Source organism: Lachnoclostridium sp. An169 (genome assembly GCF_002160525.1).
Taxonomy (GTDB): domain Bacteria; phylum Bacillota; class Clostridia; order Lachnospirales; family Lachnospiraceae; genus Mediterraneibacter; species Mediterraneibacter cottocaccae.
This window is the reverse complement of record NZ_NFKT01000005.1, coordinates 56,953-70,841: the sequence shown is the minus strand read 5'-3', so window position 1 is coordinate 70,841 and position 13,889 is coordinate 56,953. Positions and strand designations below refer to the sequence as shown.

Here is a 13,889-nt window from a genome sequence, read left to right as displayed (position 1 = left end):
GCGGGGTGTTTTTCGAAAAGCAGTTTGAAGAAGTGAAAAATTAGGAAAGGTAGGAGATCAGGATGCTTGAACAAAGAGACTTAGTATTGATTGCTGAAGTAGTTGAGAAGGCAATACTGCCGGTAAAGAACGATGTGAGCGAGCTGAAAGAGGATGTGTCGGCGCTCAAGAGTGATGTAAGCGAGCTGAAAGAGGACGTGTCGATGCTCAAGAGCGAAATGAGCGAAGTGAAGAGCGACGTGAGTGAACTGAAAGAAGACGTGTCGACGCTTAAGAGTGATGTGGGCGAGCTGAAAGAGGACGTGTCGACGCTCAAAAACGAAATGCGCGAAGTGAAGGGCGATGTGAGCGAACTGAAAGAGGATGTATCGACGCTCAAGAGCGAAATGCACGAAGTGAAGAGTGATGTGAGCGAGCTGAAAGAGGATGTTTCGGTGCTCAAGAGCGAAATGCACGAAGTGAAGGGCGACGTGAGCGAGCTGAAAGGGGATGTGTCGGTGCTTAAGGACGACATGACCGAAGTGAAGGGGAATATAGGAACTTTGCAGAGTTCTTTAAGGTCTCTTGAGGTTACCCTGGAAAATGAGACAAATAAGGGAATAAAGATTATAGCGGAAGGTCATCTGGATCTGAACAGGAAGCTTGATGAAGCTTTAAAGATTGAAAATGAAAAGGAAACAATGAAGCTGCACATCAACTATCTGGAAAGCGAAATGATAAAGGTGAAAGCCAGATTAGACAAAATAGAAAAGAAGAAAAAAGACGAATTAGATGAAATTGCATAAAAAATAGAAAGACAGCAGAAGGAGAGGCGTACGTCTCTCCTTCTGTATATGAGAAGTTCCTGTATAAAGCTTCAGAATGGATTCCCGCCTTCCGCGTCATCTAACCCGAAGAAAGTGAGTGCTTCCTGAATTGCGAGATCCCAGAATCTCCATTCGTGCTTATATTTCGGGAGATCGAACCAGTGGATATCCAGTCCGATCTCTTCGCAGTGCTTCTGGAAAACTTTGTACTGGTTATAAAGAAGCGCATCCTCGTGTCCGCAGGCGAACATCAGTCGTGGAAGCTTTCCGGTGGGGGCAAGTTTGTCGATCAGAGCCCACACATTTTCCTCGGAGTTCTTGTAAGCCTCGAATCCCCCGGCATTTTCGATAACCTGAACCATTCGTGTGTTGCTTGTATCCATGATCGGGTTGGGATGTCCCGGACGCAACTCATTAAAGTCGACCGGAACGGCAGAAAGAACGGCGGCAGCGCCGAAAAGCTCCGGGAAGTTTACTGCGAACTTGATTGTTCCCCTGCCGCCCATGGACAGTCCGGCGATGAAATTGTCTTCCCGCCTGTCGGAAACAGGGAACCATCCATAGATCAGGGGCATCAGTTCTTTTATAAAATAATCGTACATATTGTAGCCCATCATGGCGTTCGGCCAGTTGGAATAGTTGGAATTCAGAGCGGAGGGGCATACGACCACAAGGTCTTTCTCTGCTGCATACATCTCGATGTTGGTCTTCCTGATCCAGTCTGTGTTGTCTCCGTAGGTGCCGTGGAGCAGCCAGAGAACCTTGTATTTCTTTCCGCTGCGGTAAAATTCTGTGGGATCTACGCCACGTTTTTTATCCGGAAGCACAACGGAGATCTGATGGTTGATGTTGAGATATTCGCTTTCAAAATTGTAGGTTAAAAGTGACATGGTGAATTTCCTCCTTTTTTGTCGTTATTGATTTTCAGCTTTTATACTGGCTTACAAGCCAGTCCATAATGCCGTGCTCATTATTGTATGTGAGAACCCAGGCATTGTGGTTTTCCGAGAATTTCTCAAGTACCGGAAGGCACGGATCTGCAAATCCATATTTTTCGAATTCTTCCGGAGCATAGAGTGTGAGATGTGCATTTCTGTTGCCGGCGTCTTTGAGCTGCATAATGGCATCTACGATGTATTTGTGGCGGTAGAAGGTGTGGTCCACATAGGCGGTAGATACCCAGATCTTTGCATCTGTGAGTGAACGCAGCGTATCATAGGTATCCGGGATCATGGAGGGGCAGATCGGTGCGGCAGCAGCAAAGAGATCTCCGGCGACCCGCATGGCACGGATGGTACCGCATCCGCCCATGGACAGCCCGGTTACAAATACTTTGTGGGGATCGACTTTGCCATCAGAGATCATCTTACGGATGATATCACACACCTGGGCGATATATTCCGTATTCCATCCCATTCCCGGGAGAAACATGGATGTGTAAAATGTATTCTGAAACACTGTGGACGGGTCCGGCAGCATTTCGTCGATGTTTCCGGGGGCCTGGGGAGCCATCACATAGAGGTACGGATACAACTCCGCCAGTTTTAGGGCGCCCAGAGTGCCGGTCATCTGCAGAAGATTGTCATATCCACATTCTCCGCCTCCGTGCAGAAAGAGAATCAGCGGTCTGGGACCATCAGCCTGAGGACTGTAGAGGCGGTAAATGACATCGCCGTCCTGTTTCGCCTCAAATTTATCCAGATCCTTTACATGAATATTCTCCAGAGGAACATCCCCTTTTGTTAATGGATAAGATATTCCGTCCAGAGTGACTTCCAGGCGAAAATTGCCGTTATAATAGATCGGATCAATGGCAAGATGGTATCCATTTTTAATTTTTGTCAGTGCGCGGATCTTGCGGTCCGCGCTTTTGTCACCCATATAGGCAGTGAGGGTGAAAGATTCGGCAGTCAGCCCGTCGGAGACGTCAGTCAGATCAAAAGCAACTGCCTCCCAACCCCGGTTTTTTACTTCAGTATAGACAGATAATTTCATAAAATAAACACCTCCAGATCTGGCAGGAGCCTACAGAGTACATTCGCTGCCAGTTTCTTTGTCATAGTAGATAATGGTATAAGTAAGAGTTTTAAAGTCAGCGTGGAGAGTTGTATGATACTCATCTTTTGTCCAGGTGATTGTCACTGTGCCGTCTCCTTTGTCTTCACCGACTGTGATATCGCCGTTAAACGCCTCGTAAGTATTACGGAAACGCATCATTTCATACATGCGCGTGCACACAGGTTTCTGAACGGCCGCTTCCAGTTCCTCCCTTGTAAATGTGTGGCGGTTGATCGTCCGGGGGTCCGGGATCGTCTTCATGCTTTCAATATCATTTTCTCCTGCAAGGAGTCCTACATAGTAAACCTGCGGAATCCCCGGAGTATAGAACTGCACGGCTCTGGCGATGAGATATGCGTCGTCATTGCAGTGGAGGGCGGAGTAGTAGGTGGAACCGAGTTGGTAGCTTCTGAATTTTCCGCTCTTATCTTTGATCATGCTGGGAAGCTTTATGTATTTTCTTGCTTCTTTTGTGATCTCGTTTACATCATCACGGACAATGTCGATTTCGTCTTCGGTCAGCAGTCCGGCTACATCGACAACGCCGATTCCGTCGTGGGTGTCAAGTGTAGTAAACTGTTTTCTGGGACAGATATTCAGCCAGTGGATCAGACGATCCGTTCTGCCGGTTTTCAGACCGTGGAGCAGAAGCATGGGCAGGGCAAAATCGTAGACCCAGTATCCTTTTTCTGCCATCTTCAGTTGGATATGATAGTTTTCATGAATCTCCGGGAGCATCTCCGTTCCTCTTTTGCGGAGCGGTGCCATGCCGATTTCCAGGACATCCCATACATCCGGTTCTACAAAGAAGCAGTTGGTGCCGGGGCGTTTTGTGGCGTAGGCAAATGCATCGAAGCGGACGAGTGGCACATGGCTGCTGATGGTTCCGAGATTTCTCTCATAGTAGTCCTGAGTTGCTTTTGAGTAGGGATCGATGTCGATCTGTTCCTCGAAAAATGTGTTCCAGAGATGGACTTTTTTTCCGTCGTCCCGTGTAAATTCGATGTAGGGATAAGTCGGCTTTCTGCGGTAAAGCAGATCATACTGCTCTTCTGTGGGATTGCCGTCCGGCCAGAACTCTTCCCAGTGGATAAACATATCTCTGTACGGGGAATTGTCGCCGTTTTTCATGTAATCACGGAACTCCTCCGAGCGGATGGAAATGTGGTTGAGCATAAAATCTGCCATCATATAATACTGGTCAGCCAGTTTGTCGATGTCATCCCATGTTCCGAAAGCGGGATCTACAATGTCATAGTTGATAACGGCAAAGCCTCTGTCGCCGGAAGAGGGGTAGAAAGGGAGAACGTGAAGTCCTCCGATTACTCCCTGAAAATGCGTGGACAGGATTTCGTCCAGTTCCTTTAAGTCCTTGCTCATGCTGTCGGCATAGGTGATGAGCATAATTTTGTTCTCGATTTTTTTCATGATCTTGGTCTCCTTGTTATCTCATGTTGATACAAAAAAGGCAGTCCCGCATTTCTGTTGGAGAGGGCCGGCAGAAATACGGGAGACTGCCTGGGGAAAAGTCTAGCCTTTGACAGATCCGACTGTGATACCTTTCGCAAAAGACTTCTGGAAGAAAGGATATGCACAGAGGATTGGAAGCAGGGCGATTACAGCCAGTGCCATACGGATACTTACACTGGGAAGGTCACGGATATCAATATTTGGATTAGAATGGGACTGCAGGAATGAAACATTGCTTATTACGGAATTTAGATAGTTTTGAATACCGTACAGTTCTCTCCTTATCTGAATAAAATATACTCCATTTGTCCAGTTGTTCCAGTATGAAATCGCAGTCATAAGGGCGATTGTTCCTATAATTGGTTTGGACATGGGAACTACGACTTTGACCAGGGTGTTAAACTCCCCGGAACCGTCGATCGTTGCCGCCTCAATGACCTCGTCCGGTACATTTGAGGTAATGTAAGTTCTCACCATAATGACGAAGAATGCATTCATCAGCAGGTATGGCACAATCAGAGCCCAGACAGTATCTGAGATGTGGAAAATCTGGGAGTAAATCAGGTATGTCGGTACAAATCCGCCGTTAAACAACATGGTAAAGAAGATAAAGAATGATAGAAATCTTCTTCCCGGCAGATCTTTTCTCGACAGAGGATAAGCAAACAACATTGTCATGATAATACTGATGACGGTTCCGACGCCTGTCACGAGAAAACTCATTCCATAAGCACGCAGAATATTTTCTTTGATTCCCCAGATATACCGATATGCGGCAAGAGAAATCTCAGAAGGAATGAAAGAATAACCTTCCAGAGCCAGAGCCTGTTCGGATGTAAACGAACTGGAAATTAGCAGGATAAACGGAAGTACACATGCCAGAATAAGCAAAATCATGATGAATGACATGATAAAACGAAAAACTTTATTATGATAGACCATTATATTTTCCTCCTTTGATTGATTTAGAATAAACTGCTGTCCTTGTCAATTCTGGAAACTACTGTGTTAGCAGTAAATACACAGATGAATCCCAGAATGGACTGAAGGAATCCGGCTGCCGTGGAACGTCCAATATCGTTGAGTTCCAGAAGTCCGCGGTATACATAAGTGTCGATTGTCTGCGTTGTAGAATAGAGCAGACCACTATTCATAGTTACCTGATAGAACAATCCAAAATCGGAATAACAGATTCGCCCTACAGCAAGAAGAACCAATGTAATAATCGTAGGTCTTAGTGCGGGAAGCGTAATGTGGCGGATCTGCGCCCATACCCCAGCGCCGTCTACAGATGCAGCTTCATAGTAAGATTTGTCGATTCCGATCAGCGTGGAATAATAGAGGATCGAGTTATATCCAAACGTCATCCACAGATACACAAGTACAATAATGACGGGCCAATAGCCTGCTTCGTTATACCAGTTGATCGGATCCAACCCGAGCATTGGGAGAATTGTCATGTTCATAAATCCGTTGTTTCCGCTTAGGAAAGCATATACAATATAACTGATGATAACGGTTGAGAGCAGATACGGAATCAGAATGATAACCTGGCTGAAACGTTTGAAAAATTTATTGTGTATTGCGTCCAGGCATATAGCAACGAAGACTCCCATAGCATTTCCTAAAACGATAAATGCAATATTATACAAAATTGTATTTCGGAAAAAAATGAATGCATCGTTTGTGCTGAACAAATACTTAAAGTTGTCAAATCCGCACCAGGGGCTTTCAAAAAGGCCAACAGAATAATTCACCTTTTTGAAAGCCAGTGCAAGACCTGCCATTGGCATGTAATTATTGATGACCAGATAGATCAGTCCAGGCAGGATCATTAAGTAAAAAGGAACATACCGTTTCATTCTTCTTAAAGTCAATTTTCTTTTTTGGGGTTTTGTTTTTACTCTTTCCATATTAGCCTCCTTATTTGTGATACGATCTCTTTTTGAATAATTTATAGAAAAAATGCACAAAAATCTATCGCAAAACAGATATAAACTGTTGAATTTCTGATTTTCAAAAATATTAAACGCATATTATATGGAAAAAAGACGAAAAAAGTGAAAAAATAATGCAAAATATCAAAAAAACGATGAATCAGGACAGAAAAATGATAGAGCGAAAAGGGTAGAATCTGATATCATGACGATACATCGAAAAACAGTCAGCCTACGGGTGAAAAGAAAAGGAGGAATGATGTTATGAAGAAAAGACTGGTTGCAGCATTACTTGCAGCATCCATGACAATGGGGCTCCTGGTCGGATGCTCCTCGGGTGGAAACACGGATAGTGGGACAGATGAACAACAGACATCGGAGTCAGAGGATTATCCAGTGATTAAAGTCGCTTACACGATTATGTTTCCAACGACGGATGAAGAGGCGATTGAGGATGAACTGAACAAGATTATGAGGGAGAAAGCTCATGCGGAAGTTGATCTTGTGGGTATTGAGTTTGGAAACTGGTCGACACAGCTGAACCTGATGTTGACAGGCGGCGGAGATAATTCGATTGATCTGTTCAACTCCTTCTGGTACACATCCATAACGAACCTGGTTTCGAACGGACAGGTTATGGCACTGGATGATCTTCTGGAGTCAGATGGAAGCGGAATTGTGGAACAGTTTGAAAATGACGGTATTTCAGAGTATCTGAAATGTGGTGAAGTTGGTGGTACACAGTATGGTATTCCTTGCATTTATGCGTACTGTACGGAGAATCTTTTCTATTCTCTGGAAGCAGATGCGGAGAATGCCGGAATTGATTGGAGCCAGATGACAGATCTGGACAGCATGTCGGACACAATCCTCCAGCTCAAAGAAGCAAATCCGGACAAGTATTTTATCCCCGGTTCCACGGATCCGTACTGGATTCCAAAGAGCATCGACTACTTTGGAGATACAAATTTCCTTGGAGTTTTGACTAATCCGACAGAAAGCACAACAGTAGAAAATTATTATGAGTCAGATTATTTCCTGCAGTGGATGGAATATGTGAAAAAATGGAAAGAGGCAGGCGTATTCAGCCCGGATCCGCTCAGTAATAATCAGCCGGTTCTTATGAATCTTCTGATGGGGGTGGCTGACGGAACTACAGGTTATGGATGGGATGCAGCAGTTTCTATGGAGGCTACAGAGGCACAGAATAATCTGCAACTTCAGGGAGCAAAGGTAACGGATGCTCTTTCTACAACAAGTGATGCGACAACTTATATGTGGCATATCAGCGCATTCTGCAAGGAACCGGAAGCAGCAATGAGAGTTCTGGAAGTCCTCTATACAGATGCAGATGCAGCTCAGCTTGTGGCAAACGGTATTGAAGGGCTTGAGTATGAATTGGACGAGAACGGACAGATGGTTTATCCGGAAGGCAAGAGCGGACTGTCAGATCTGGGATGGTCGGCAGCGTCCATGGCTTACTGGCCGAATGTAATGCTGTGCAAGACATGGTACTATGAGCCGGAAGATGTTTACGATCAGATGCGTGAGAAAAACAAGAACTGTGACAAATCTCTGGCACTTGGCTTCACGTTCGATTCTACAAACGTAACCGATCAGATGACAGCATGTGCGAACGTTGTTGCGCAGTATTACACACCGCTTATGTACGGTGAAGTTGATATTGATTCTACGCTTCCGGAGTTCCAACAGGCTCTGAAAAATGCAGGAATTGACGACATTATTGCGGAGAAACAGGCACAGCTCGATGCATGGCTTGCTGGGCAGTAAATAGAACCATACAAAGGGGGAGGGGAGAGCCCTCTCCTTTTTTCACCGCCGGATCCGGCCGGGGAGGCAGAACATAACGGCGGTGCCGCAGAATTTTACAGACAGGAAGGAAGAAGAACATGAATCAAGAAAAACTGTGGAACAAGTATTATATTCTGACGCTTCTGGTCAATACCCTACATGCATTCTCCTTCTATATGATTGCGACGATTCTTTCCAAATATCTGGTCGGCATCGGGACAACGGTTACGATGGCAGGGTTTATCGTGGGACTTGTTTCCCTGACATCCCTGGTCTGCCGGCCCTTTAGCGGAGTGATGGCAGACCGCCTTAATAATGTAACGCTTCTGAAATGGAGCACTGTGCTTATGGGAATTGGTCTTCTTGGATTTACCATCACAACAGAAATCCCTCTTCTTATTTTCTTCCGCATCATCAACGGTGTGGGTTTTGCTTTGGCAGGCACCTGTCAGATCGCTCTGGCGTCTCATTATATTCCAAAAACAAGGATGGGAGAAGGAATCGGATATTTTGGTCTTGGCATGGTGATCGGCTCCGCGGTGGCGCCGGGAATTGGGCTTGCGATTGCAGAAAGTGTGGGAATGAGAGTTACGTTTCTAATCTCGGCAGTCATGGTGGCAGGAGAATTTGTGATACTGATGTTCCTGCATGAAGAAAAAAAGAAAACGGTGGAAAAGATCCGCATCCATCTTCGTGATATTGTGTGCGTAGAAGCGCTTCCTTTTACGTTGGTTGCAGGATCGTACTCCTTTATCAATGGTATTATCGCCTCGTATCTTGTCCTTTATGCAGATGAAGTGGGGGTAGGCGGTGTGAGTGTTTATTTTACGGTTTGTGCAGTCGTACTCTTTATTGTCCGTCCCTTCTCGGGAAAACTGATGGATAAAAAAGGAATACGGGTGGCGGTGGTGCCGGGGCTGATTCTGACGGCATGCTCCATGTTTATCCTGGGAGTGAGCCGGACTCTGCCTCTGATACTTCTGACCGGTGTGATACGTTCGTTAGGGCAGGGAGCGGCACAGCCTGCGCTTCAGGCAGGATGTATCAATGAAGTGGGAATAGACCGCAGCGGCGTGGCTACCAGTACATACTACCTCGGTGGGGATATCTTCCAGGGAATCGGTCCTATGATCGGCGGTTTTATAGTGGAAGCGATCGCGGGAGCAGCGGGATATACGGCCATATTTGCGATTTGCGGAATATTTCAGCTGTGTGCACTCGGATATTTTGTCTTTGTGACCGGAAGAAAAAAAGCGGAGAAAAAACAGGCTGCCGGGAGTGAAATGGCATGAAACTGTTTACCTCTGACAGGAACTTTTACAGGAAAACGATAAGGCTTGCTGTCCCGATTACACTGCAGTGCCTGATTACGACTGGTGTAAATATGACGGACAGCATTATGGTGGGATCTCTGGGGGAAGCATCACTCTCCGCTGTGTCGCTTGCCAACCAGTTCATCAATATTTTCGTGTTTGCCTGTATGGGACTCGGGCAGGGGGCATCTATTCTTTCTGCCCGGTTCTGGGGAATGGGAGATAAAGACGCCCTGAAAAGGACGATATCGATTTCGTTTAAATATGCGTTTGCCCTTTCCCTGGTCTTTACCGTGGTTACTCTGTTTATGCCGGAGCTGATCATGCGGATGTATATCAGTGATGCAGACGTGGTTTCGGAAGGAGTCCGGTATTTCGGGTTTTCGGCATACTGCTACATATTCTGGGGACTGTCCCTTGTGTGTTCCAATATCCTGAGAAGCGTAGGGCAGGTCAGAGTACCTCTGTACACGGCAATTCTGGCATTTGTTTCAAATGTGGGATTGAATTATATCTTTATCTTCGGAAAACTTGGCTCGCCGAAGATGGGAGTTGTGGGAGCTGCACTTGGCACATTGATCGCACGAATCCTTGAATTTGGCGTTTCTTTCGGATATCTGTTCTTTGCAGACCGCTCAATCCGCTATCGTTTCCAGGATATATTGCTCCGGAGCGGACATCTGAATAAAGAATTTTTCAAAGTGGCTTTCCCGGTGGTGGTCAGCGACAGCCTGCAGGGATTCGGCAATAACTTTATTGCCATGATCACAGGACAGATTGGTTCCCAGTTTGTGGCAGCTTATTCCATTACAACAGTAACACAGCAGATGAGTACTGTGCTGACACAGGGAGTCGCCCAGTCTAGCAGTGTGGTAATTGGTCATACGCTGGGAGGGGAGAGCGTGAAGAAAGCAAAAGAGGAAGCAGATGCATTTATCGGACTTGGGCTTGTGGTGGGGATCATCGCGGCAGGTCTGATCCTGATTTTGTCCGGACCGATCATATCTGTTTATAACATTACAGATTCTACGAAAGAAATTGCGCAGCAGCTCATGTATGCAATCGCGTTTATCGTACTGTTCCGGGCAATCAACAGTATTCTGACAAAGGGCGTGCTCCGGGGCGGCGGAGATACCCGCTTCCTGATGGTGGCGGATATCATTTTCCTCTGGGTGGCAAGCGTGCCCCTCGGATATCTGACAGGTGTTGTGCTCGCGGCTCCGGCATTTGTCGCTTACTGTGCTCTGCGTATCGATGAAATCCTGAAATGCATACTTTGCTTTACCCGGCTCAGAAGCGGGAAGTGGGTCAAGAAGATCAGCGCAGAGTAAGTGGAGAGATGTGTGACAGAATACAGACTGCAGAAACAGATGAAACGAAAAGTATGGAAATGTATCATAGCAGTAAAAAATTGAAAAAATTTCAGAGGTGATAATTATGGAACATAAAATTAAACTTATCCCGGGCATTCCGGATGACGATAACAGGGAGTATCTTCCCGAAAAGCTGAAAGAGAGTGAGATTGTAGTCAATGAAAACGGCAACAACTCCCAGGTTTATCCGAAAAACCTCAAAGAGATGAAGGCATGCCTGATCGATGAGAACGAGGATACATGGTATGAGTATGTGCCGGACAGCTACGATCCGTCGAAGAAAACACCCCTTGTATTTTCCATGCATGGCGGAATTATGACGGGGTGGGCGCAGTGCATCTATACATCCTGGTCGCTTGTGGCGGACCGGGAGGGATTTATCGTGGTGTATCCCAATGCACATTCCCGCAGATTCTGGCAGATCGAGTGTGAGAGAAGGCTGTTCAAACAGCTTTCGGAACCAAACGACGAAGGAATTTATATGCACGATTTCCCGGATGATATTACGCAGAACAATGATATCCGCATCGTTGTAAAGCTGATTGAGCTTATGAAGGGAAAATACAATATCGATGAGGAACGGATCTACATGCAGGGAATGTCTCTGGGCAATTCTATGACGGCCATGATCGCAAGACACTGCGGCATGCATTTCGCTGCCATGGCAGGCTCCGCGGGACCGAGCACCATCGGGCTCCTCTTTGATGAAAATGACCAACCGGTCAATGCGGGCGGTCCGGTTCCGGTATGGCAGGCGCGCATGGAGTTCGACCAGGCACCTCCGGGAAGCGAGGACAATGTGGAAGATGTTGTGGCGAAAAACCGGGAATACTGGCTGCGGATCAACGGATGCAATACTCTGCCGGAACTGAAGATTGACGGGGAGAACAACTTTGCCTTCTATAAAGGAGAAAAAGCAGATTTCGTTTTCCGGGATGTAAAGAACCGGGATCACGGGCAGACATTTGACGAGGCGGAGCTTGTGTGGGATTATCTCTTCTCGGGAACAAGAAGAAAAGCGGACCGCTCCATCGAATACATGGAGCCCAATGAGGCTAGAAAAGGCGATGAAGTTGTGATTGCCGCGGCGGATGACTGCGAGTATATCTGGATCAACCAGGAAAAGAAAAAGCTTCCTGCAAAGTCCATGCTCTGGCAGAAACTGAAATATCACGGGCTTCACGGCGGGGCAATTGTCCGGGGGGAATACTGTATGATTCCGGCATCATTTATCGCGGATATAGCAGGTGCAGCCTATACGGAGAAGGAAGGTTGGGCGGAGATAGTGATGAAAGACGGCAGGACGCTCCAGTTTGCGAGAGGATGTATGGGATGCACCATCGACAATAAAGTACATGCCATGCTCTGTGAGCCGATTGAGCGAAATGGGATGCTGTACATTTCTCTGGAATGGTTCTGCAAGGAGATCCTGAAGTTGCATGTGTCAACCTGCAATCATGTGATGTATGCGACAGATCATTACTCACTTCTGTCAGTTAATATGGCAAGGCTGATCCGGGATCTGCTGAGATAAGATCGGAGGGAAAATTATGAGTCTGCAGGTAAACGACAGGATGCTCTTCCCAGGCGGGAGGAGAAAGGCATTTACACTGAGTTACGATGACGGGATCACACAGGACCGGCGACTTGTGGAGCTGTTCAACCGGTACGGGGTAAAGGGAACTTTTAATTTAAACTCCGGGCTGTTCGGAAAAGTGGGCGTGGTTGCCGCAGGAAAAAAGGAAGTATCTCACATCAAGATTACGGCGGATGAGGCGGCAGAGCTCTACCGGGGGCATGAGGTGGCAGCGCACGGGCAGTATCATGCGTGCATGGCGGGAATGGACGCTGCCAGATGTGTGGAGGAGATCCTTCCTTCAAGAAGAGCACTGGAAGCGATGACGGGCAGACCTGTGACGGGTTATGCATATGCCTTCGGTGCCTATGATGAAACTGTTTTAAGCGCCCTCACAGCGTGCGGAATCACCTACGCCCGCACGATTACATCCACACATAAGTTTGATATCCCGCAGAATTTTCTGATCTGGGATCCTACCTGCCATCACGATGATGAGAAGATTTTTGATCTGGCGGAAGAGTTCCTTTCCGACCGGCTCTATTTCAATCTTCTGACTCCGGCAAAACTGTTCTATGTGTGGGGACACAGCTATGAGTTCGACCAGTGTGAAAACTGGGATCACATGGAGAAATTTATCGGTATGGTGGCAGGACACGAGGATGTGTGGTATGCCACAAACGGAGAGATCCGGGAGTACGTGGAAGCGTTCCGGAGACTTGTGTTCTCTGCGGACAGCAGAACGGTATACAACCCGTCGGCAGTTCCGGTGTGGATCGGAGGGACGTTTACACCGGAGTCGGTGGAAGTAAAGCCGGGGAAAACAGCAGAGCTGGTGCCGCCGATAGACATGTAAGAGAAGGCTGGCAGTAAAATAAAATTACAGTGAGGTGACAGAGGTATGAGTTTATTTAGCGCAGATAATAAAGTGATGCAGTTTCTGGATACATTTATTGATTATGTTCTGCTTCAGCTGGTGACGTTTGTGTTCTGCATTCCGATCGTGACTATCGGGGCGGCGATGACGGCAAAATATTATACGGCAATGAAACTGGCGAGAAAAGAATCGCCCAATATTCTGCAGTCTTTCCTGAAATCATTTAAGGAAAATTTTCGGCAGGGATTGCTGCTGGAACTGGTGGCAGGAGCAGCATTTGCAGTTCTTGCCGTGGACTGGTATCTGCTGTGCAGCACCAATTTTGGGCTGATCTCATATCTCCTGCTGTCAGTTATGATCGCAGTGACCATCGTGGTGGGGATGACAGCGGCATTTGCATTTCCGCTTCTCGCCAGATTTCACGCGGGAACGGGACAAATACTGAAAAGTGCCCTTGAGATCGGCACGGGAAAGTTCTGGGTGAGCCTGATTTTTGTTCTCTGCAATGTGGCGCTTGCGGTGGCGTGTATTATCTGGATTGTGTACGGTGTGTTTGTCTGGCTGATCGGAGGCGCGGTGCTGTGCTGGCTCAGAAGTATGCTGTTGGTCATGGTATTTAAAAATTTTGAAACAGAAGGGACAGAACAGATGAACTTATGAAAGGAAA

At 46.8% G+C, this 13,889-nt stretch carries 12 protein-coding genes; 7 read left to right on the top strand and 5 right to left on the bottom strand.

The window, feature by feature from the left end; all coding sequences use genetic code 11:
* Nucleotides 1-62: 62 nt before the first annotated feature.
* A complete protein-coding gene (locus B5F07_RS05445; protein WP_087160268.1) occupies nt 63-785 on the top strand; it encodes a hypothetical protein in 723 nt (240 codons plus the stop codon).
* 71 nt (nt 786-856) lie between these two features.
* Here B5F07_RS05445 and B5F07_RS05440 read toward each other — a convergent pair whose 3' ends face one another.
* The 5 genes from B5F07_RS05440 to B5F07_RS05420 all read right to left on the bottom strand — a co-directional run bounded on the left by B5F07_RS05440 (nt 857) and on the right by B5F07_RS05420 (nt 6,247).
* Nucleotides 857-1,696, bottom strand: a complete 840-nt coding sequence (locus B5F07_RS05440) for an alpha/beta hydrolase (RefSeq protein ID WP_087160267.1) — start codon at nt 1,694-1,696, stop codon at nt 857-859.
* Between the two features lie 34 nt (nt 1,697-1,730).
* On the bottom strand, nt 1,731-2,801 hold the full coding sequence (locus B5F07_RS05435) for a prolyl oligopeptidase family serine peptidase (RefSeq protein ID WP_087160266.1): 1,071 nt from the start codon (nt 2,799-2,801) through the stop codon (nt 1,731-1,733).
* 30 nt (nt 2,802-2,831) lie between these two features.
* Nucleotides 2,832-4,292, bottom strand: a complete 1,461-nt coding sequence (gtfA, locus tag B5F07_RS05430; RefSeq protein WP_087160265.1) for a sucrose phosphorylase — start codon at nt 4,290-4,292, stop codon at nt 2,832-2,834.
* Between the two features lie 102 nt (nt 4,293-4,394).
* Nucleotides 4,395-5,276 (bottom strand): carbohydrate ABC transporter permease, encoded by an 882-nt coding sequence (locus B5F07_RS05425; protein ID WP_087160264.1) that lies wholly within the window; start codon nt 5,274-5,276, stop codon nt 4,395-4,397.
* Between the two features lie 23 nt (nt 5,277-5,299).
* Entirely contained in the window at nt 5,300-6,247 is a 948-nt protein-coding gene (locus B5F07_RS05420; protein ID WP_087160263.1) for an ABC transporter permease, read from the bottom strand.
* Nucleotides 6,248-6,535: 288 nt separating this feature from the next.
* Between B5F07_RS05420 and B5F07_RS05415 the strand changes: the two genes are divergently transcribed.
* From B5F07_RS05415 to B5F07_RS05390, 6 genes are all read left to right on the top strand, one after another.
* The gene (locus B5F07_RS05415; protein WP_087160262.1) at nt 6,536-8,062 is read left to right on the top strand and encodes an ABC transporter substrate-binding protein; all 1,527 of its coding nucleotides are present in this window, start codon (nt 6,536-6,538) and stop codon (nt 8,060-8,062) included.
* A gap of 119 nt (nt 8,063-8,181) precedes the next feature.
* Nucleotides 8,182-9,375 (top strand): MFS transporter, encoded by a 1,194-nt coding sequence (locus B5F07_RS05410; protein WP_087160261.1) that lies wholly within the window; start codon nt 8,182-8,184, stop codon nt 9,373-9,375.
* Nucleotides 9,372-10,727: an MATE family efflux transporter gene (locus B5F07_RS05405; RefSeq protein WP_087160260.1), complete on the top strand. Its 1,356-nt coding sequence runs from the start codon at nt 9,372-9,374 to the stop codon at nt 10,725-10,727. Before B5F07_RS05410 ends, B5F07_RS05405 begins: the two co-directional genes overlap by 4 nt.
* 106 nt (nt 10,728-10,833) lie before the next feature.
* Nucleotides 10,834-12,303, top strand: a complete 1,470-nt coding sequence (locus B5F07_RS05400; RefSeq protein ID WP_087160259.1) for an alpha/beta hydrolase family esterase — start codon at nt 10,834-10,836, stop codon at nt 12,301-12,303.
* 16 nt (nt 12,304-12,319) lie between these two features.
* Entirely contained in the window at nt 12,320-13,201 is an 882-nt protein-coding gene (locus B5F07_RS05395; RefSeq protein WP_087160258.1) for a polysaccharide deacetylase family protein, read from the top strand.
* A 45-nt stretch (nt 13,202-13,246) separates the two neighbouring features.
* Nucleotides 13,247-13,882, top strand: coding sequence for a YesL family protein (locus B5F07_RS05390; RefSeq protein WP_087160257.1), 636 nt, complete (start codon nt 13,247-13,249; stop codon nt 13,880-13,882).
* Nucleotides 13,883-13,889 lie beyond the last annotated feature (7 nt).